Annotated in this window: 15 protein-coding genes; 2 read left to right on the top strand and 13 right to left on the bottom strand. The window is 73.9% G+C overall.

Features of this window, described 5'->3' with window-relative positions; all coding sequences use genetic code 11:
• The first annotated feature begins 101 nt into the window (after nucleotides 1-101).
• Nucleotides 102-467 carry a hypothetical protein gene (locus ACTWO6_RS07465; RefSeq protein ID WP_446218926.1) on the top strand — a complete coding sequence of 122 codons (366 nt, stop codon included), beginning with the start codon at nucleotides 102-104 and terminating at the stop codon, nucleotides 465-467.
• A 70-nt stretch (nucleotides 468-537) separates the two neighbouring features.
• On the opposite strand, the gene ACTWO6_RS07460 is transcribed toward ACTWO6_RS07465, so the two are convergent.
• The 6 genes from ACTWO6_RS07460 to ligA all read right to left on the bottom strand — a co-directional run bounded on the left by ACTWO6_RS07460 (nucleotide 538) and on the right by ligA (nucleotide 11,257).
• Complete coding sequence (locus tag ACTWO6_RS07460) at nucleotides 538-2,895, bottom strand: transketolase-like TK C-terminal-containing protein (protein WP_446218925.1); 2,358 nt, start codon at nucleotides 2,893-2,895, stop codon at nucleotides 538-540.
• Nucleotides 2,896-3,015: 120 nt separating this feature from the next.
• Nucleotides 3,016-4,515: an Asp-tRNA(Asn)/Glu-tRNA(Gln) amidotransferase subunit GatB gene (gene gatB, locus ACTWO6_RS07455; RefSeq protein ID WP_446218924.1), complete on the bottom strand. Its 1,500-nt coding sequence runs from the start codon at nucleotides 4,513-4,515 to the stop codon at nucleotides 3,016-3,018.
• Between the two features lie 13 nt (nucleotides 4,516-4,528).
• Nucleotides 4,529-6,004 (bottom strand): Asp-tRNA(Asn)/Glu-tRNA(Gln) amidotransferase subunit GatA, encoded by a 1,476-nt coding sequence (gatA, locus tag ACTWO6_RS07450; protein ID WP_446218923.1) that lies wholly within the window; start codon nucleotides 6,002-6,004, stop codon nucleotides 4,529-4,531.
• A complete protein-coding gene (gatC, locus tag ACTWO6_RS07445; protein WP_446218922.1) occupies nucleotides 6,001-6,306 on the bottom strand; it encodes an Asp-tRNA(Asn)/Glu-tRNA(Gln) amidotransferase subunit GatC in 306 nt (101 codons plus the stop codon). Before gatC ends, gatA begins: the two co-directional genes overlap by 4 nt.
• A 148-nt stretch (nucleotides 6,307-6,454) precedes the next feature.
• The gene (locus tag ACTWO6_RS07440) at nucleotides 6,455-8,959 is read right to left on the bottom strand and encodes a putative bifunctional diguanylate cyclase/phosphodiesterase (RefSeq protein ID WP_446218921.1); all 2,505 of its coding nucleotides are present in this window, start codon (nucleotides 8,957-8,959) and stop codon (nucleotides 6,455-6,457) included.
• Nucleotides 8,960-9,121: 162 nt separating this feature from the next.
• Nucleotides 9,122-11,257: an NAD-dependent DNA ligase LigA gene (ligA, locus tag ACTWO6_RS07435; RefSeq protein WP_446218920.1), complete on the bottom strand. Its 2,136-nt coding sequence runs from the start codon at nucleotides 11,255-11,257 to the stop codon at nucleotides 9,122-9,124.
• A 217-nt stretch (nucleotides 11,258-11,474) separates the two neighbouring features.
• Between ligA and ACTWO6_RS07430 the strand changes: the two genes are divergently transcribed.
• Entirely contained in the window at nucleotides 11,475-11,954 is a 480-nt protein-coding gene (locus tag ACTWO6_RS07430) for a type II toxin-antitoxin system PemK/MazF family toxin (protein WP_446218919.1), read from the top strand.
• A 108-nt stretch (nucleotides 11,955-12,062) separates the two neighbouring features.
• On the opposite strand, the gene ACTWO6_RS07425 is transcribed toward ACTWO6_RS07430, so the two are convergent.
• The 7 genes from ACTWO6_RS07425 to ACTWO6_RS07395 all read right to left on the bottom strand — a co-directional run bounded on the left by ACTWO6_RS07425 (nucleotide 12,063) and on the right by ACTWO6_RS07395 (nucleotide 19,359).
• Entirely contained in the window at nucleotides 12,063-13,076 is a 1,014-nt protein-coding gene (locus ACTWO6_RS07425) for an ADP-ribosylglycohydrolase family protein (protein ID WP_446218917.1), read from the bottom strand.
• 49 nt (nucleotides 13,077-13,125) lie between these two features.
• Complete coding sequence (locus tag ACTWO6_RS07420) at nucleotides 13,126-13,494, bottom strand: VOC family protein (RefSeq protein WP_446218916.1); 369 nt, start codon at nucleotides 13,492-13,494, stop codon at nucleotides 13,126-13,128.
• 37 nt (nucleotides 13,495-13,531) lie between these two features.
• Nucleotides 13,532-14,536, bottom strand: coding sequence for a methionine synthase (locus ACTWO6_RS07415; RefSeq protein ID WP_446218915.1), 1,005 nt, complete (start codon nucleotides 14,534-14,536; stop codon nucleotides 13,532-13,534).
• Nucleotides 14,537-14,943: 407 nt separating this feature from the next.
• Complete coding sequence (gene mnmA / locus ACTWO6_RS07410) at nucleotides 14,944-16,017, bottom strand: tRNA 2-thiouridine(34) synthase MnmA (protein ID WP_446218914.1); 1,074 nt, start codon at nucleotides 16,015-16,017, stop codon at nucleotides 14,944-14,946.
• Nucleotides 16,018-16,053: 36 nt separating this feature from the next.
• On the bottom strand, nucleotides 16,054-17,229 hold the full coding sequence (locus ACTWO6_RS07405) for a cysteine desulfurase family protein (RefSeq protein WP_446218913.1): 1,176 nt from the start codon (nucleotides 17,227-17,229) through the stop codon (nucleotides 16,054-16,056).
• A gap of 379 nt (nucleotides 17,230-17,608) precedes the next feature.
• A complete protein-coding gene (locus tag ACTWO6_RS07400) occupies nucleotides 17,609-18,568 on the bottom strand; it encodes an electron transfer flavoprotein subunit alpha/FixB family protein (RefSeq protein WP_446218912.1) in 960 nt (319 codons plus the stop codon).
• 11 nt (nucleotides 18,569-18,579) lie between these two features.
• On the bottom strand, nucleotides 18,580-19,359 hold the full coding sequence (locus tag ACTWO6_RS07395) for an electron transfer flavoprotein subunit beta/FixA family protein (protein ID WP_130332699.1): 780 nt from the start codon (nucleotides 19,357-19,359) through the stop codon (nucleotides 18,580-18,582).
• Nucleotides 19,360-19,679 lie beyond the last annotated feature (320 nt).

Here is a 19,679-nt window from a genome sequence, read left to right as displayed (position 1 = left end):
TGATCAGCTCAGCGGCCGTGCAGGCCCTCGATACTGTCAGGGCCGCGGATCCGACCGGCGCGAGTTCCCCGGCGCGACGCACCTTGTGGTTGGTCACCGACATGGCCGTCACTGACAAGTACGCCGCCATCTTGCGCGAGGCCGCTCGCCGGATGACCGAACGCGCCAAGGCTGCCAACGCCGAGGAGGCCCGGCGCCCGTACGGCGATCAAGCCTTGCAGCCGGTTCCCGCCGCCGAGTGGGGCAAGCTGGTCGACAACTACCTCGGCGGGGTGATGGGGACCCACTGTGCCTCGTGGCACCCGGTCGCCGCCATCGCGGTAGCGGACTGGCTGGAGGACGAGGCCGTTCAGATCGACGACACGCCCTACCGCGTGGACGACGACTGGGTTGAGCGGAACTACCGCGCACCGCTGGCGGCCGCGCGCGCCTACCTCGGCCCGAATACCGTGACGGTGCAGCCGTGACGGTGCAGCCGCTTGGCCAGACGCCGGGTGCGTGGCACCCGACGACGGCGGCAGCGGCGGCGGCGGCGGCTCAGCGCAGCGACAGGGCGGCCAGGGCGGCGTTGACGATGCTGCCGGGCAGCAGGTCGTGCAGCTCGTACAGCTCCTGCACGCTGCCGGACTGGCCGAACTCGTCCACCCCGAGCGGCACCGCCGGGGCGCCGAGCGCCGAACCGAGCCAGGCCATCGCGTGCGAGGCGGCGTCGTGCACGGTCACCACCGGCACCCGGTCCGCGAAGGCCGACCGGAGCGCGCCCGGCACGCTCGGCACGGTCGCCGTCCGGACGCCCTGCCGCAGGGTCCGCTGCCAGGCCCGGTAGAGCCGGTCCAGCGAGGTGACGTCCACGACGTGCGCGGCCACCCCCTCCTCCGCCAGCTCCGCGGCGGCCGCCAGGACCTCCGGCAGCACCGCGCCGGAAGCGGCGAGCTGCACCACCGGGGCGTCCGCAAGCTGCGGGTACGCCTGGTGCGCGTCCACCAGCCGGTACGCCCCGGCGACCACCTGCCGGCGCAGCACCGCGTCGCCGATCCGGGCCCGCGCCGCCTCGAACGGCGCCTGGTCGATCGGGCGGGTGCTGAGCCGGAAGTAGTAGGCCCCGTCCTCCGCCGGCGCGGCGGTGGCGGCCGGCCCCGCTCCCCCGGCGATCTGGCCCAGCGCGTCGCAGAGCAGCCAGTCCAGGCTGCCCGCGTACGCGGGCTCGAGGAAGGTCACCCCGGGCAGCTCCAGGCCGACCGAGGCGGTGATGGTGGACTGGTGGGCGCCGCCCTCCGGGGCCAGGGTGATGCCGGACGGGGTGCCCGCCACCACGAACCGGGAGCCGGAGTAGGTGCCGTAGAGGAACGCGTCCAGGCCGCGCAGCACGAACGGGTCGTAGACCGTGCCGACCGGCAGCAGCGGCTGCCCCGACAGGTCCCAGGAGAGACCGAGCTGGCCCAGCAGCAGGAACAGGTTCATCTCCGAGATGCCCAGCTCGATGTGCTGGCCCGACGGGCTCTCCGTCCAGCGCAGCATCCGGTCCTCGGTCCAGGAGCGCTGCTCGGTGGGGGCGAAGACGCCGGTCTTGTTGATGAACCCGGCGAGGTTGGTGGAGGTGGCCACGTCCGGCGCCGTGGTCACCAGGTAGGGCGCCACGGCGGGATCGCGGGCCAGGTCGACCAGCACCCGGCCGAAGACCTCCTGGGTGGAGACCGGCTTGTTCGCGCGTACCTTCGTGGTCTCCGGGACGGTGACCCCCAGCGCCCGCTCGCGGGGCGCGCGGGACAGCGCCTCCCGGCGCTCGCCGGCCCGGATGCCGGCCGGGGACGCCGGGTCGAGGCGGTCCCACTCGGTCTCCGGCGTGAGGCCCTGCGCGGCGCGCAGCGCGTCGACCTGCTCGGTGGTGAGCAGCGCCGAGTGGTTGCGCGGGTTGCCGGCGATCGGCAGCCCCCAGCCCTTGACCGTGTACGCGAAGACCACGCTGGGCCGGTCGGTGACCGCGTCGCACTGCGCGTACGCGTCGAGCATCGCCTGCAGGTCGTGTCCGCCCAGGTCGGTGACGAGCGGACCCAGCTCGTCGTCCGGGATGTCCGCGACGAAGGCGGACACCTCGGCCGGCGCGCCGTCGAGGAACTGCTTGCGCAGCGCCGGCCCGGCCAGCCCGAACAGCGACTGGTACTGCTCGTTCGGCATCCGGTCGATCCACTCGCGCAGCACCGCCCCGCCCGGCCGGGCGTACGCCTCGGCGAGCTTGCGGCCGTACTTGACCTCGACCACGTGCCAGCCGGCGGCCTCGAACTGGCCGCGCCACTGGTCGATCCGGATGCCCGGCACGACCCGGTCCAGGGACTGGCGGTTGAAGTCCACCAGCCACATCACGTTGCCCAGGCCGGTGGTGGCCGGGTCGGCCACGGCCTCCCAGATGTTCCCCTCGTCCAGCTCCGCGTCGCCGATCAGCGCGACGAACCGGGAGTGCGGCCGGGCGCCGAAGTGCGCGTCGACGTAGCGGCGGGTGACCGCGGCGAAGAGCGGCGCGGCCGCGCCGAGGCCGACCGAGCCGGTGGAGAAGTCCACCTCGTCCGGGTCCTTGGTTCGCGACGGGTACGACTGGAGTCCGCCGCGCGCCCGCAGCTTCGGCAGGTACGACCGGTCCAGGTTGCCCAGCAGGTACTGGATGGCGTGGAAGACCGGGGAGGCGTGCGGCTTGACGGCCACCCGGTCCTCGGCGTCCAGATGGGCGAACCAGAGCGCGGTCATCGCGGTGACCAGCGAGGCGCTGGACGCCTGGTGCCCGCCGACCTTCACCCCGTCGCCGGTGTTCCGGTCGTGGTTGGCGGCGTCCACGATCCGGGTGGCGAGCCAGAGCACCCGGCGCTGGATCTCGTCGAGGACGTCGAGGTCGTGCTGGTTCACGGTGACTCCATCCGGGCGTCGCCGATGACGCCCTCGCGAGGGGATGCGGGGTGGCCGCGTACTCGAAAAAAGCGGGAAGGCCGCCGCCGGGTTGCGACGGCGGCCTTCTGCGGGTGAAACTCAGCCCTGGACGCCGAGGCGCTCCAGGATCAGCTCGCGGACGGTCTTGGCGTCGGCCTGGCCGCGGGTGGTCTTCATGACCGCGCCGACCAGCGCGCCGGCCGCGGCGACCTTGCCGCTGCGGATCTTGTCCGCGACGGTCGGGTTGGCGGCGATCGCCTCGTCGACGGCGGCGGTGAGCGCGCCGGTGTCGGAGACGACCTCCAGGTTGCGGTTGGTCATGATCTCGGTCGGCGAGCCCTCGCCGGCCACCACGCCCTCCAGCACCGTCCGGGCCAGCTTGTCGTTGAGCTTGCCGGCGTCGACCAGGCCCTGGAGCTCGGCGACCTGCGCCGGGGTGGCCCCGACGTCGGCCAGCTCGATGCCGGCCTCGTTGGCCCGCCGGGACAGCTCACCCAGCCACCACTTGCGGGCGGCGGCCGGGGTGGCGCCGGCGGCCACGGTCTGCTCGATCAGCTCGACCGCGCCGGCGTTGAGCACCGACTGCATGTCCAGGTCGGAGAGGCCCCACTGCTCCTGGAGCCGGCGGCGGTGCAGCCGGGGCAGCTCCGGCAGGGCGGCCTTCAGCTCGGCCACCCAGGCGGTGTCGGGCGCGAGCGGCACCAGGTCCGGCTCCGGGAAGTACCGGTAGTCGGTGGCGGTCTCCTTGGACCGGCCCGGCGTGGTGTCGCCGGTGTCCTCGTGGAAGTGCCGGGTCTCCTGGGTGATCTTGCCACCAGCATCGAGCACCGAGGCCTGCCGCAGCATCTCCGAGCGGACCGCCCGCTCGACCGAACGCAGCGAGTTGACGTTCTTGGTCTCGGTGCGGGTGCCCCACTCCTCGCCCGGCAGGTTGAGGGAGGTGTTGACGTCGCAGCGCAGCGAGCCCTCCTCCATCCGGACGTCGGAGACGCCCAGCGTGCGGATCACGTCGCGCAGCTCGGTGACGTACGCCCGGGCCACCTCCGGCGCCAGCGCGCCGGTGCCGGGGACCGGCTTGGTGACGATCTCCACCAGCGGGATGCCGGCCCGGTTGTAGTCGACCAGCGACTCGGTCGCGCCGTGGATGCGGCCGGTGGCGCCACCGACGTGCAGCGTCTTGCCGGTGTCCTCCTCCAGGTGCACCCGCTCGATGCCGATCCGGACCAGCTCGCCGTCGACCTCGACGTCCAGGTAGCCGTCGAAGCAGAGCGGCTCGTCGTACTGGCTGATCTGGAAGTCCTTCGGCATGTCCGGATAGAAGTAGTTCTTCCGGGCGAACCGGCACCACTCGGCGATCGAGCAGTTCAGCGCCAGGCCGATCCGGATCGTCGCCTCGATGGCCGCCTTGTTGGCCACCGGCAGCGAACCGGGCAGGCCCAAACAGACCGGGCAGACCCGGGTGTTCGGCTCGCCACCGAAGTCGGTCGGGCAGCCGCAGAACATCTTGGTGTTCGTGCCCAGCTCGACGTGGGTCTCCAGGCCGATCACCGGTTCGTAGCGCGCGACGACCTCGTCGTACGCGGGCAGTGTCGTCGTCATCTGAGCTCCTGCCTCACAGTGCCGGTGGGGTGAACGTGCCGACCACGGACTCCAGCGCGGCGGCGACCCGGTACATCCGGTCGTCCGCCATCGTCGGGGCCATCACCTGCAGGCCGACCGGCAGGCCGTCGGAGAGGCCGCAGGGCACCGAGATGCCCGGTCCGCCGTACAGGTTGGTCGGAATGGTGAACAGGTCGGCCAGGTACATCTGGTACGGGTCGGCGGTGCGCGCCCCGATCGGGAAGGCCACGAACGGGGTGGTCGGCGAGATCAGCGCGTCCACCTGCTCGAACGCCGCGGTGAAGTCGCGGGTGATCAGCGTGCGGACCTTCTGCGCCTGACCGTAGTAGGCGTCGTAGTAGCCCGAGGAGAGCGCGTACGTGCCGAGCATGATCCGCCGCTTGACCTCGGGGCCGAAGCCGGCCTCCCGGGTCAGCGACATGACCTCCTCCAGCGACCGGTTGCCGTCGTCGCCGACCCGCAGGCCGAACCGCACCCCGTCGAAGCGGGCCAGGTTGGAGGAGCACTCGCTCGGCGCGATCAGGTAGTACGCCGGCAGCGCGTACTTGAAGTGCGGGCAGGAGACCTCGATGATCTCGGCGCCCAGCTTCGCCAGGGTGTCGACCGACTCGCGGAACGCGGCCATCACGCCCGGCTCCGCGCCCTCGCCGGTGAGTTCCCTGACGATGCCGAGCTTCACCCCGGTCAGGTCGCCGGTCGCGCCGAGCTTCGCCGCGCCCACGACGTCCGGCACCGGCTGCGGAATGGAGGTCGAGTCGCGCGGGTCGTGGCCGCCGATGACCTGGTGCAGCAGCGCGGCGTCGAGCACCGTACGGGCGCACGGGCCGGGGGTGTCCAGCGACGAGGAGAACGCCACCAGGCCGTACCGGGAGGTGCCGCCGTAGGTGGGCTTCGCGCCGACGGTGCCGGTGACCGCGCCGGGCTGGCGGATCGAGCCGCCGGTGTCCGAGCCGATCGACAGCGGCGCCTCGTACGCGGCGAGCGCGGCGGCGCTGCCACCGCCGGAGCCGCCCGGGATCCGGCCCAGGTCCCACGGGTTGTGGGTCGGGCCGTACGCGGAGTATTCGGTGGAGGAGCCCATCGCGAACTCGTCCATGTTGGTCTTGCCGAGCATCACCGTGCCGGCGTCGCGCAGCCGCTGCACGATCGTCGAGTCGTACGGCGGGCGCCAGCCCTCCAGGATCTTCGACCCGACGGTGGTCGGCACGCCCTTGGTGGTGAGCACGTCCTTGACCGCGACCGGCACGCCGGCCAGCGGGCCCAGCTCCGCACCGGCGGCCCGGCGCTCGTCCACCCGGCGGGCGGCGGCCAGCGCGCCGTCGGTGTCGACGTGCAGGAACGCGTGCACCCGGTCGTCGACGGCGGCGATCCGGTCGAGGTGGGCCTGCGCCACCTCGACGGCGGAGGTCTCCCCGCTCGCGACGAGCCCCGCGATCTCGGTAGCGGTGAGCTTGATCAGGTCGCTCATGAAGCCACATCCTCGTCCAGGATCCGCGGGACGCGGAACCGCTGCGCCTCGGCGTCGGGGGCACCCGACAGCGCCTCCTGCGGAGTCAGGCACGGCGTCACCACGTCCTCGCGGAGAACGTTGGTCAGCGGCACCGAGTGGGAGGTCGGCGGGATGTCCGCCGCGGCGACCTCGCCGACCTGGGCGACCGACTGGAGGATCACGTCGAGCTGACCGGCGAAGATGTCCAGCTCCTCCTCGGTGACGGCGAGCCGCGACAGTCGCGCCAGGTGCGCGACCTCCTCGCGGGAGATGGCGGCCATCGGTGCCCCCTTCGTGGCTGTCCTGCTGCGTCTGCGTGTGCCGGCCGCGCGGTCGAGGTGGAGATGACGCGCGGTGACCGGAGCGAGTCTATTGTCCCGCGCTCGCGCCGACGCCTCCGACTCCCCCTCCACCCGCCCTCCGGGACGGTCAGCGGGTCGGCCGGCGGGGCACCTCCGCGTCCGCCGTCACCGCCGGGCGCACCGGCCGGTACCGGGCCAGCCAGGCGGCCAGCTCCTCGGCCGGCATGGGCCGGGCGTGGAACCAGCCCTGCGCCACGTCGCAGCCGGCCGCGTGGAGCAGCCGCCAGGTCCGCTCGTCCTCCACGCCCTCGGCCACCACCCGCAGCCCCAGCGCCCCGGCCAGCTCGATCATCGAGCGGACGATCGCCGCGTCGTCGGGGTCGTCGGCCATCCCGAGCACGAACGACCGGTCCACCTTCACCTCCGACAGCGGCAGCCGGCGCAGGTGCTGCAGCGACGAGTAGCCGGTGCCGAAGTCGTCCAGCGCGATGCCCACCCCGATCCGGTGCAGCTGGGAGATGCTGGCCAGCACCCGCCGGGGGTCGGCCATCAGCGCCCCCTCGGTGATCTCCACCTGCAACCGGTCCGGCCGTACGCCGTAGCGGGCGAGCCGGTCGGCGATCTGGTCGGCGATCTCCCCGGTGTGCAGGTCGCGGACGCTGACGTTCAGCGCGGCGCGCAGCGTGATCCCGGCCGCCGACCATTTGGCCAACTGCTCGACCACGTCGTCCACCACGCGCCGGGTGAGCAGCCGCATCACCGCGCTCTGCTCGGCGACCTGGATCAGCTCTCCCGGATCGACCATGCCGCGGCGCGGGTGGCGCCAGCGCAGCAGCGCCTCGACCCCGACCACCTCACCGGTGGCGATGGCGATCTGCGGCTGGTAGTACATGGTGATCTCGCCCGGGTCGTCGGCCGGATCCTCGTCCCGCCCGGGCACCGCGCGGACCCGGACGGGAGCCGCGGCCTCCGTCGGCGCGGCCGACTCCGGACCGCTCGGCGCGGCCGACTCCGGACCGCTCGGCGCGGCCGACGCCCGACCGGCGGGCGGCGCGTCGGCCGGCGGTCCCTGGACGGCCGCCTCCGCCACGGCCGAGCGGGCCGCCCGGCGACGGATCGGATCGGCGCGGGTGACGATCTCGTTGATCAGCTTGTCGTCGTGCCGGACCTCCGGCCGCTCCCGCCGCCGCCGGAACCGCCACCGCCCCGGCCCGCCGCCGCGCGGCTCACCGTTCGTGCGCCCGCCGACCGCCGTCGGCAGCGCCGCGCCGGCCGGCAGCGCGGCGCCGTCGCCGCCGCGCGCCCCGACCGGGTCGGGCACCGCCGGCCCCGATTCGAGTACGCGGCGCAGGTCGGCCAGGAGGCTCAGCCGCTCGGCCGAGTTGTGGTCGGACTCGGCGGCGTAGACGGCGACGGTGTCGTTGCGGTGCTTGGCGTCGTACATCGCCACGTCGGCGTGGCGCATCAGGGTGGCGAAGTCCTCGCCGTGCTCGGGGAAGACGGCGATGCCGATCGAGCCGCCGACGTCCAGCGGCAGGCCGTCCAGGGAGACCGGCTCGGCGAGCGCGACGACCACCCGGTCGGCCAGCGCCCGGGCCTCGTCGGTGCCGGTCAGCCCCGGAACCACGATGGCGAACTCGTCACCGCCGAGCCGGGCGACCAGGTCCCCGTCGCGCACCACGTCGGTGAGCCGGGCGCTCACCTCGACCAGCAGCCGGTCCCCCACCGCGTGCCCGAGCGCGTCGTTGACGTGCTTGAACCGGTCCAGGTCGATGAGCAGCAGGGCGAGATGCGCGTCCGGCGCCCCCCGGGCGGCCCGCTCGGCGTGCAGGTGCACCTGCTCGGCCACCTCCGCCAGCAGCGCCTTGCGGTTGGGCAGCCCGGTGAGCGGGTCGAGCGCGGCGAGCTGCTCCTGCTCGGTGGAGAGCCGGGCCATCCGGTAGACGGCGAAGAGCGGCACCAGCACCAGCGGGATCAGCGCCGCGCTGGCCCGGGCCGCGGCGACCAGCACCGGGGCGAGCAGCAGCAGCGAACCGGTGGAGAGCAGCTCGTACGCCAGGCCGAGCCGGACGCTGGGCCACCAGCGGTCCCCGAAGCGCAGCCGGATCGCGCTGCTGACCAGGCCGTAGTTGACCGCGAACCAGGCGGCGGTGGCGCCGCCGACGGCCGCGACGTCGGTCCAGTGCAGCCGGCCGCCGTCGAAGATGGCGCCCGGGCCGAGCCGGGTGACCCCGTACGCGGCGCCGAGGGCGCAGGCGTACTGGGCGGCGTTGAAGCCGGTACGCCACACGGCGTGCCCCATCCGCCAGCCGGAGACGACCACCGCCACCGCCTGCACGGCGACCGCCGGGCCCAGCCCCCAGCCGAGCAGGATGGCGAAGGTGAAACAGGTCGACGGGAAGACCGCCGAGGACTCCCGGCGGCCGGGCGGCACGAAGGGACGGGCGTCGCAGACGACGGCGAGCACCGCCATGGTCCAGAACGCCGCCGGCAGGTCGGGCAGCCGGTCGCGCAGTCCGGCCACCGGCCCGGCCGAGATCAGCACGGCCAGCGCTAAGACCGCGGCGACGAAGCCGAAGAAGGGCGCCAACCGACCGGGCGGGACGGAGTTTCGCGGATCGGCGGCCTCCATCGCACCTCCCGGGATCGGCCGTGGCGTGCTCCGCTCACACGCCGTGCACCAATGAAACGCCCTCGGTCCCGGTTTCCCCGCCACGACAGTCACGAATCGGTCGTAGTCGTAACTAAGTTGGTATACGCCGCCAGGCCGCGCAAGGTCGACCGGCGGCCGTCGTCACTCCTCGGTGCGGGCGACCTCCCGGGCCGCGTCCGGGCCGGCCTCCAGCAGCACCCGGAAGCCCTCCTCGTCGAGGACGGGCAGCTTGAAGCTGGCCGCCTTCTCCGCCTTGGAGCCCGGGTTGTCCCCGACCACCACGAAGCTGGTCTTCTTGGAGACCGAGCCGGTCACCTTGCCGCCCCGGCTCTGGATCGCCTCGGACGCCTGGTCGCGGCTGAACCCGGCGAGGGTGCCGGTCACCACCACCGTCAGGCCCTCCAGCGGGCGCGGTCCCTCGTCCACCGCCTCCTCCGCCATCCGTACGCCCGCCTCGGCCCACTTGCGCACCACCTCGCGGTGCCAGTCGACGGCGAACCACTCCTTGATGCTGGCGGCGATGGTCGGGCCGACACCGTCCACCGAGGACAGCTCCTCCTCGCTGGCCGCCTCGATGCCGTCCATCGAGCGGAAGTGCCGGGCGAGGGCCTGCGCCGCGGTGGGGCCGACGTGCCGGATGGAGAGCGCGACCAGCACCCGCCACAGGTCGCGCTCCTTTGCCACGGCGAGGTTGTCCAGCAGCTTGGTGGCGTTGCTGCCCAGGCTGCCGTCCTTGTTGACGAAGAACGGCGAGCGGGCGAGCTGGTCGGCGTCGAGGGAGAACAGGTCACCCTCGTCGGCGATGATCTGGGCGTCGAGCAGCGCCGCGGCGCCCTTGTAGCCGAGCACCTCGATGTCGAAGGCGCCCCGGCCGGCCAGGTGGAACACCCGCTCGCGCAGCTGCGCCGGGCAGCTGCGGGTGTTGGGGCAGCGGATGTCGACGTCGCCCTCCTTCGCCGGCGCGAGCGGAGTGCCGCAGGCCGGGCAGGTGGTGGGCATCACGAACGGTCGGGCGTCGGCGGGGCGCAGGTCGACCACCGGGCCGAGCACCTCGGGGATCACGTCGCCGGCCTTGCGCAGCACCACCGTGTCGCCGATCAGCACCCCCTTGCGCTCGACCTCGCGGGCGTTGTGCAGGGTGGCGAGGGCGACCGTGGAGCCGGCCACCCGGACCGGTTCGAGCACGGCGAACGGGGTGACCCGGCCGGTGCGCCCGACGTTGACGTCGATGTCGAGCAGCTTGGTGGTCACCTCCTCCGGCGGGTACTTGAAGGCGATCGCCCAGCGCGGCGCGCGGCTGGTCGAGCCGAGCCGCCCCTGGATGGAGACCGGGTCGACCTTGACCACCACGCCGTCGATCTCGTGCTCGACGTCGTGCCGGTGCTCGGCGTAGTAGGCGATGTACTCCGCGACGCCGGCCAGGTCGGGCACCACCCGGACCCGGTCGCTGGTCGGCAGCCCCCACGCCCGCAGCGCCGCGTACGACTCGGACTGCGCCGCCGGCTGGAAGCCTCTGCGGGCGCCGATGCCGTGCACCACCAGGCGCAGCGGCCGGGACGCGGTGATCCGCGGGTCCTTCTGCCGCAGGCTGCCGGCGGCGGCGTTGCGCGGGTTGGCGAACGGCGGCTTGCCCTGCTCCACCAGGCCGGCGTTGAGGTCGGCGAAGGCGGCGATCGGGAAGTAGATCTCGCCCCGGACCTCCAGCAGCTCCGGCACGTCGGGGAAGTCGTCGGAGGGGGTCAGCTTCGCCGGCACGTCCCGGATGCTGCGGACGTTGGCGGTGACGTCCTCGCCGGTGCGCCCGTCGCCGCGGGTGGCGGCCCGGACCAGCCGCCCGCGCTCGTAGGTGAGGTTGATCGCCAGGCCGTCGACCTTCAGCTCGCAGAGGTACGGCACCGGGCCGCCGGCGTCCCGCTCGACCCGCTCGGCCCAGGCGGCCAGCTCCTCGTCGGCGAAGGCGTTGTCCAGCGAGAGCATCCGCTCGGCGTGGGTGACCGGGGTGAACTCGGTGGAGAAGGTGCCGCCGACCCGCTGGGTCGGCGAGTCGGGGGTGCGCAGCGCCGGGAACTCCGCCTCCAGCGCCTCCAGCTCGCGCAGCTGCTTGTCGAACTCGGCGTCGGAGATGGTCGGCGCGTCGAGGACGTAGTAGCGGTACTGGTGCTCGGTGAGCTCCTGGCTCAGCGTGGCGTGCCGCTCCCGCGCCTCCGGGGTCGGCTCGGCGCCCGCCGCCGCCTCCTGCGCGGGGCTGACCTGCTGGGGAACCGCTTCTTCGGACACCCTGCCGCCTTCGGACACCGCTGTCGACCTCCCGTGATCGTGCTTCCCCCGCACGGTAGCGGTCGGGTCGGACAACCGTCCCGCCACCCGCCCTGACCAGCGTTGCCAGCCCCGGTCGCGCCCCCGCCGCGCCGCCGGGCGGAGTGGCCGGGGGCGTGCGAGGATCGCCGGACGGCGGCGCGGTGCGCAAGCCGGAGGGCGAGAGGCAGGGGTACGGATGCCGGAGTGGGTGCTGTGGGCGGCGGCGATCGTGCTGGCCGTCGCGGCCGGCTGGCTGTGGAGCGAGTGGCGCCGCCGGGCCGCCGGCGGCGCCGAGCCGTCCCGGGGTGGGACCACCGCCCCGCCCCGGCCGCGCGGGGCGGACCGGCGGCCGGCCACCGCGCCGCGACCCGGCGAGATCTGGTGGGCCGACGTGCCGTACGCGGACGGCACCGGCTCGAAGGTGCGCCCCTGCCTGGTGCTGCGCGCCGACGACCGGGGCGCCGACGTCCTCAAGATCACCAGCCAGGACAAGTCGGACCGCGACGACCACGTCCGCATTCCGACCCGGAGCTGGGACGCCGACGCCGACCACGACAGCTTCCTCGACGTCAGCGAGCCCATCCGCATCCCCGCCACCGCCTTCGAGGACCGCGCCGGCACCTGCGACCAGACGCTCTGGCGCCAGATCCGCCGCCTCCCCCACCTCACCCCCTGACCCACCCCGGTCCGCCCGGGTGATCACGAAGTTGCCGCCACCGGCACCGGCGTGTCGGGGCAGCAACTTCATGATCGACGGCCCGACCGGGCGAGGGGGTCGGCGGGGTCAGTCGTGGGGGGTGGCGAGGGTGGTGAGCTGGTCGGCGTACTCGATGCGGGTGGACCAGTCGGCGGGCCAGGCGGCCATGCCGTGGGCCGTGCCGACGAAGGCGCCGGCGAGGGCGGCGATCGAGTCGGAGTCGCCGGCGGTGGTGGCGCCGCGGGCCAGCGCGCCGACCGGGTCGTCGGCGTGTCGGATGGCGCAGAGCAGCGCGGTGGCGAGCGCCTCCTCGGCGATCCAGCCCTCCCCGGTCAGCCGGCACGGGTCACCGCCGTCGTCGGGGCCGGCCAGCGCGGCGTCGAGGCGGGCCAGGGCGCGCAGGCACTCGTCCCAGCCCCGGGCGATGAACTCCGCCGGCGTCCCGACCCCCGGACGCTGCCACAGGTCGCCGAGCCAGTCGGCCCGGTAGACCAGACGCTGCTCGCGGGCCCGCTCGGCGAGCAGGCCGGGCAGCTCGGCCAGCGCGGCGCCGTCACGCAGCAGCCGGACCGCGTACGCGGTCAGCTCGCTGGCCGCCAGGCCGGTCGGGTGACCGTGGGTCAGGCCGGCCTGAAGCTGGGCCAGCCCGGCGAAAGTGTCCAGGTCGACGTCGAGGATGCCGACCGGGGTGACCCGCATGTTGGCGCCGCAGCCCTTCGAGTCGGCCACCGTCGCCTCCTGCCAGCGGGTGCCCCGGGACAGCTCGGCGCAGGCCCGTAGGCAGGTCATGCCGGGCGCGCGGTTGTTGTCGGGGCTGGCCGCCCAGTCGAGGAAGCGCTGCCGCAGCAGCGGCTCCACCACCTCCGGCGTGAACGCGGGCGCGTCGTGCAGCGCCCAGGCGACGGCGAGCGCCATCTGGGTGTCGTCGGTGACCAGCGCCGGGGCGCCGACCAGCTCCCGGGGGCCGGCCGGGCCGTACCGGCGGACGATCTCGGCGACGGTGAGGAACTCGGTGGGCTTGCCCAGGGCGTCACCGTAGGCCAGACCGAAGAGCGAGCCGGAGGCCCGGCGGAGCGAGGTGTCGATCACGGTGGCGATCATGCACCGTGCCGGCAACGCCCGCCACCGCAGGCCGTGCGGCCCGTGCCGGTCAGTCCCAGCAGAGGCAGAACGGGTGCTCGGCCGGGTCGGCGTAGACCCGGAAGCCCTCCCCCTCGCCCGGCAGCCGCCGGGCGCCCAGGGCCAGCGCCGCCTTTTCGGCGGTCTCGATGTCGTCGACGGTGACGTCGAGGTGGAACTGCTGGGGCCGCTCCGGGTCGGGCCAGGCCGGCGCGCGCAGGCCGGGTGCCCGCTGGAAGGCGAGCCGCGGCAGGTGGCCGGGCGGACCGCCGAGCACCACCCAGTCGTCACCGTCGGAGTTGTCCTCGATCAGCGGCAGGCCGAGCAGCTCGGCGTAGAAGCCGGCCAGGGCCCGCGGATCGGGGCAGTCGATCACCACGGAACGCAGCTGTCCAATCATGCCGGTCATCCTGCCCCGGAGGTACGACGGAAAACCCTCACTCCTCGTACAGCCGGCGGCCGGCGTCCCGGCAGGCGGTGAGGACCGCCCGGGCGTACCCCGGGGTGGCCCCGGCGAGGCCGCAGGCCGGGGTGACCACCACCTGCTCGGCGAGCTGGCGGCGGGGGAAGCCGAGGCGGTCCCAGAGCTGGCGTACCCGGTCGGCGACCTGGGCCGAGGTCGGCGCGCGACCGGCGGGCGGCGGCGACGTGGGCGCGGCGCCGGCCAGCAGCCCGAGCCCCGCGTCGAGCGCCTCGCCGAGCGGGTCCAGGTCGGTGACCAGGCCCAGGTCCAGCGCCACCCCGACCGCCCCGGCGGTGCGGATCAGCTCCAGCGGCACGTCCGGGGCGCAGCAGTGCACCACCAGCGGCACCCCGGCCGCATCGGCGATCGTGCGCAGCAGCGTGCGGGCGACCTCGGAATCCACGGGCCGGTGGGCGCCGAAGCCACTCTCGGTGGGCACCCGGCCGGCCAGCACCGCCGGCAGGGACGGCTCGTCGAGCTGAAGCACCACCGACGCGCGGGGCAGCCGCCGGCGTACCGCCTCGAGGTGCCCGCGCAGCCCCTCGGCGAGCGAGCCGGTCAGGTCGCGCACCGCGCCCGGATCGCGCAGCAGCTTGCCACCGATCGGCAGCTCCAGCGCGGCGGCCAGGGTGAACGGGCCGGCGGCCTGCACCTTGACCGGTCCGGCGTACTCCTCGGCCTGCTCGGCGAGCTGGTCCAGGTCGCGTTCGATCAGGTCCCGGGCGCGGCGCAGGTCCCGTCCCGGGCGTAGGGCGATCCGCCAGCGGGCCGCGTACAGCTCGACCGGCAGCTCGACCAGCAGGCCACCGGTTCGGCCGATCAGGTCGGCGCCCGGCCCCCGGGCGGGCAGCTCGGGCAGGTGCGGGAAGGCGGGCAGCTCACCGAGCACGATCCGCTGCGCCTCGGCGATGTCGGTGCCGGGCAGCGAGCCGATGCCGGTCGCCGCCCCGGCGGGCCAGGGCCATGCGTGATCAGTCACGCGCGAAGACTATCCGCTGCGCCGGCCACCGCCCGGCGGGACGGCGCTCCCCGCCGGGTGAAGGCCCCGGTCGGGCGACGATCCCCGGTGACCACGCGGCCGCCGCCCGTTTTCCGAAGCGGCGTCGGACGGCTCACGACCGCGGGTGGGCACCTGCCGTCGATGCCGACGGCCGGCAGTATCGCCACGCCACGCTACGAGGCTGATGACGTGAATGGATCGGCCGTCCTCGACCATTCGGCGCAGAGCCTGTCGCCGCGGGCCGCCCCCCGGAGTCCGATTCATCTACGACATCAGCTTCGTAGGGTGGTGCGGGGATGTCCCCCGCCGGGCGGCCAGCGCCCGTCCGCGGGCCGCCACTCGGTCTGGTGCAGGCCGTCGTCCGACCACTGCCGGACCGGGGGCGGTCAGCCGGTGATGGTGGCCGAGCCCAGCACCACGTCCCCGGCCGGGTCCGGCCGGTACGCCACGATGGCCTGGCCGGCGGCGACCCCGCGGACCGGGCGGCGCAGCTCGGCGGCGAGCCCGTCGGCGGAGAGCTCGACGGTGGCGGGCACCACGTCGCCGTGCGCCCGCAGCTGCACCTCGCACTCGACCGGCGCGGTCGGCCGCTCGCCACCCGTCCAGACCGGCCGGGCCGCCCGGACCTGGGAGACCTCCAGCGCCTCGGCCGGGCCCACGGTCACCGTGTTGGTCTTCGGCGTGATGGAGAGCACGTAGCGGGGCCGGCCGTCCGGGGCCGGCCGGTCCAGGTGCAGCCCGCGCCGCTGGCCGACGGTGTAGGCGTACGCGCCGGTGTGGCTGCCGACCACCGCGCCGCTGACCGCGTCGACCACGTCGCCGGGGGCCTCGCCGAGCCGCTGGGCGAGGAAGCCGCGGGTGTCGCCGTCGGCGATGAAGCAGATGTCGTGCGAGTCGGGCTTGTCGGCGACCGCGAGGCCGCGCCGGGCGGCCTCCGCGCGGACCTCGACCTTGGTGGAGTCTCCGAGCGGGAAGACCGACCGGTCCAGCTGCGCGCGGGTCAGCACCGCGAGGACGTACGACTGGTCCTTGGCCACGTCGACGCTGCGCCGCAGCAGGCCGTCGGCGCCGAGCCGGGCGTGGTGGCCGGTGACCACCGCGTCGAAGCCCAGGGCCACGGCCCGGTCCAGCACCGCGGCAAACTTGATCTTCTCGTTGCAGCGCAGGCAGGGATTCGGGGTACGACCGGCCGCGTACTCGGCGACGAAGTCGTCCACCACGTCCTCGTGGAAGCGGTCCGCCATGTCCCAGACGTAGAACGGGATGCCGATGACGTCGGCGGCCCGGCGGGCGTCCCGGGAGTCCTCCAGGGTGCAGCAGCCGCGGGCGCCGGTGCGGTAGGTCTGCGGGTTGCGGGCCAGCGCCAGGTGCACGCCGGTCACGTCGTGCCCGGCCTCCACCGCGCGCGCCGCCGCCACCGCGGAGTCCACCCCGCCCGACATCGCCGCCAGAACCCTCACCAGCCCACTCCCCTCATCCCACCGAGCGTAGCCGGGTCAGCGGGGGGTGCGGAGGGCGGCGGCGCGGCGGGCCCGGTCCACCGCCGCCGGGAGGGCGGCGATGAGGGCGTCGACGTCGGCGCGGGTGCTGGTGTGGCCGAGGGTGAAGCGCAGCGAGGAGCGGGCCCGGTCGTCGTCGGCGCCCATCGCCAGCAGCACGTGCGAGGGCTGGGCCACCCCGGCCGAGCAGGCCGAACCGGTCGAGCAGGCGATGCCCTGGGCGTCGAGGAGCAGCAGCAGCGCGTCCCCCTCGCAGCCGGGGAAGGAGAAGTGCGCGTTGCCGGGGAGGCGGTCGACCGGGTCGCCGTTGAAGATCACCTCGGGCACCGCCCGCCGGACCCGCTCGACCAGTTCGTCGCGGAGCGCGGCAACCCGGGCGGCGTACTCCTGCTGGCCCTTCACCGCGGCCTCCACGGCCACCGCGAAGGCCACGATGCCGGCGGTGTCGAGGGTGCCGGAGCGCACGTCCCGCTCCTGGCCGCCGCCGTGCAGCAGCGGGGTGGCCGCGACGTCCCGGGCGAGCAGCAGCGCACCGACCCCGGCCGGGCCGCCGAGCTTGTGCCCGGTCACGGTCAGCGCGGCCGCGCCGCTCGCGGCGAAGTCGACCGGCACCTGGCCGACGGCCTGGATGGCGTCGGTGTGGAACGGCACGCCGTGCTCGGCGGCGACCGCCGCCAGCTCGGCGACCGGCTGCACGGTGCCCACCTCGTTGTTGGCCCACATGGCGGTGACCAGGGCCACCCGGTCACCGTGCGCGGCCAGCTCCGCGCGGAGCCGCTCCGGGTCGAGCCGGCCGGCGGCGTCGACCGGCAGCCAGCCCACCTCGGCGCCCTCGTGCCCGGCCAGCCAGTCCACCGCGTCCAGCACCGCGTGGTGTTCGACCGCGCTGGAGACCACCCGGGTCCACTCGGGGCGGGCCGCGCGACGGGCCCAGAAGATGCCCTTCACCGCGAGGTTGTCGCTCTCCGTCCCACCCCCGGTGAAGATCACCTCGGAGGGGCGGGCGCCGAGCACGGCGGCCACCCGCTCGCGGGACTCCTCCACCCGCCGCCGGGCGCGCCGGCCCGCCGCGTGCAGCGAAGACGCGTTGCCGACCTCGCGGCCGGTGGCGACGTACGCCTCGAGTGCCTCGTCGAGCATCGGGGTCGTCGCCGCGTGATCCAGGTAAGCCATCACCGTTCAGCCTAACGGCCGAGACCCGGCCCGCCGGATGCCGGAGTGCCGCTCGGCGTACGGGGGCGGCCGCCGCCGCGGTCGGAGTGCTCGGCAACCAACTCCACCTGCACGTCGCGAATCTCCCGAGGGTTCCGGGGTACTACGAGGTCTGGCTGATCGATCCCAACACGATGCAGATGTTCTCGATCGGTACGCTGAGCACAACAAGCCCGCCCACTCCGGTGACAGTTCGCTGAGGGGCACCCTGACGGGCTGATCGGCGGGCCGGCTCAGCTCCCCGGCCCGCCGATCAGCTCCCTTCCACCGCACGGAAGGGCCGCAACACGGAAAGAGCCGCCGCCCGGAACCCCGGGCGGCGGCTCTTTCGTGACCGAGGTCACTTGCGCTTGCGGATCTCCTCGGCGGCCTGCGGGACGACCTTGAACAGGTCGCCGACCACGCCGAAGTCGGCGAGCTCGAAGATCGGGGCCTCGCCGTCCTTGTTCACGGCGACGATGGTCTTCGAGGTCTGCATGCCGGCCCGGTGCTGGATCGCGCCGGAGATGCCCAGCGCGACGTAGAGCTGCGGGGAGACGGTCTTGCCGGTCTGGCCGACCTGGAACTGGTGCGGGTAGTAGCCGGAGTCGACCGCCGCGCGGGACGCGCCGACGGCGCCGCCGAGCAGGTCGGCCAGCTCCTCGACCAGCTTGAAGTTGTCGGCGTTGCCGACACCGCGACCGCCGGAGACGACGACCGACGCCTCAGTCAGCTCGGGGCGGGAGCCCTTCTGCTCGGCGACCCGGTTGACGACCTTGGCCAGCTTGTCGGCGTCGGTGACGGCGACGGTGAGCTGCTCCACCGCCGGGGTGGCGGCGGCCGGGGTCGGGTTGACCGAGTTCGGCCGGACGGTGACCAGCGGCAGGCCCTTGGTGACCTTCGACTTGACGATGGTGGAGCCGGCGAAGGCGACCTGGGTCGCGGTGCCGTCGGCGTCGAGACCGACCACGTCGGTCAGGATGCCGTTGTCCAGCTTGACGGCGAGCCGGGCGGCGATCTCCTTGCCCTCCTGGGCGGAGGCGAGCAGCACGGCGGCCGGCTGTACCCGCTTGACCAGCTCGGCCAGCACGGTGGCCTTCGGGGCCACCAGGTAGCCGTCGATCTCCTCACCCTCGGCGGCGTAGATCTTCTCCGCGCCGTACTCGCCCAGCTTGGCGCTCAGCGCCTCGGCGGCGCCGGCGCCACCGAGCACCACCGCGCTGGGGGTGCCCAGCTCGCGGGCGAGGGTGAGCATCTCCAGGGTGACCTTCTTGACGCCGAATTCCTTGGTGGCTTCGACGACGACGAGAACCTCAGCCATGTCCAGACCTCTCACACGAACTTCTCGGTGGCGAGGAACTCGACCAGCTTGACGCCGCCCTCGCCCTCGTCGGTGATCTTGGCGCCGCCGGAGCGCGGCGGGCGCTTGGTGTGCTCCAGCACGGCGCTGGTCGCGCCGTCGAAGCCCACCTCGGTCGGGGCGACGCCGAGGTCACCCAGGGAGAGCGTCTGCACCGGCTTCTTCTTGGCGGCCATGATGCCCTTGAAGGACGGGTAGCGCGGCTCGTTGATGGTGTCCCAGACGGAGACCACGGCCGGGGTCGAGGCGGTGACCACCTCGTAGCCCTCCTCGGTCTGCCGCTCGACGGTCAGCGTGGCGCCGTCGACGGTGAGCTTGCGCGCGCCGGTGAGGGCGGCGACGCCCAGCCGCTCGGCGATCATGTGCGGGATGACCTGGACCCGGCCGTCGGTGGACTCGGCGCCGCAGATCACCAGGTCGGCGTTGAGCTGCCCGAGCGCGGCGGCGAGCACCTTGGAGGTGGCCACGGCGCAGGACCCGTGCAGGGCGTCGTCCACGACGTGCACGGCCTTGTCCGGGCCCATGGAGAGCGCCTTGCGGATCGACTCCGTCGCCCGGTCCGGACCCATGGTCAGGATGGTGACCTCGCCGCCGTGCGCCTCCTTGATCTTCAACGCCTCTTCGATGGCGTACTCGTCCATCTCGTTGATGACGTTGTTCGCCGAGCCGCGGTCGACGGTGTTGTCGTCAGAACGCAGGTTGCGGTCCGCGCCCGAATCGGGCACCTGCTTGACGAGTACGACGATGTTCATCGCGCTTCGACGACCCTCCTGGTTGGTGTTGCGATCACTCGCCCGGTCTCGGGCGCAGCCTCCCGCGTGACTTAACGATCGGTCAACCGCGGGCTGCTGTGCAGTTGCCCACGGCGCAATGTTACCCGCAAGTAGCATCGCTCTCCCGGGGCCTCAGAGTGACACAACTCACCGAGGGCCGCAGCGCCGGGTAAGCTCCCGAATCGGGAGGTGACGTATATGTCGGAAGTTAGCGTTTCGGCGGCGACCCGGCGTGCGCCGGACGGCGCGGAGGAGGCCCGGCGACCCTGCCGCCGGATGCTCCCCGACACCTACCGTTG

This window comes from Micromonospora sp. IBHARD004, from assembly GCF_052814115.1.
Note: the sequence above shows the minus strand (reverse complement) of the source record. Positions and strands in the feature narration are given on the sequence as shown.

What these genes read in the sequence shown, in the direction of transcription:
- ACTWO6_RS07465 (WP_446218926.1), top strand. Translation starts at nt 102, where the DNA reads ATGGCCGTCACTGACAAGTACGCCGCCATCTTGCGCGAGGCCGCTCGC.
- gatB (WP_446218924.1), bottom strand. Translation starts at nt 4,515, where the DNA reads ATGACGACGACACTGCCCGCGTACGACGAGGTCGTCGCGCGCTACGAA.
- gatA (WP_446218923.1), bottom strand. Translation starts at nt 6,004, where the DNA reads ATGAGCGACCTGATCAAGCTCACCGCTACCGAGATCGCGGGGCTCGTC.
- gatC (WP_446218922.1), bottom strand. Translation starts at nt 6,306, where the DNA reads ATGGCCGCCATCTCCCGCGAGGAGGTCGCGCACCTGGCGCGACTGTCG.
- ACTWO6_RS07440 (WP_446218921.1), bottom strand. Translation starts at nt 8,959, where the DNA reads ATGGAGGCCGCCGATCCGCGAAACTCCGTCCCGCCCGGTCGGTTGGCG.
- ACTWO6_RS07430 (WP_446218919.1), top strand. Translation starts at nt 11,475, where the DNA reads ATGCCGGAGTGGGTGCTGTGGGCGGCGGCGATCGTGCTGGCCGTCGCG.
- ACTWO6_RS07425 (WP_446218917.1), bottom strand. Translation starts at nt 13,076, where the DNA reads ATGATCGCCACCGTGATCGACACCTCGCTCCGCCGGGCCTCCGGCTCG.
- ACTWO6_RS07420 (WP_446218916.1), bottom strand. Translation starts at nt 13,494, where the DNA reads ATGATTGGACAGCTGCGTTCCGTGGTGATCGACTGCCCCGATCCGCGG.
- ACTWO6_RS07405 (WP_446218913.1), bottom strand. Translation starts at nt 17,229, where the DNA reads ATGGCTTACCTGGATCACGCGGCGACGACCCCGATGCTCGACGAGGCA.
- ACTWO6_RS07400 (WP_446218912.1), bottom strand. Translation starts at nt 18,568, where the DNA reads ATGGCTGAGGTTCTCGTCGTCGTCGAAGCCACCAAGGAATTCGGCGTC.
- ACTWO6_RS07395 (WP_130332699.1), bottom strand. Translation starts at nt 19,359, where the DNA reads ATGAACATCGTCGTACTCGTCAAGCAGGTGCCCGATTCGGGCGCGGAC.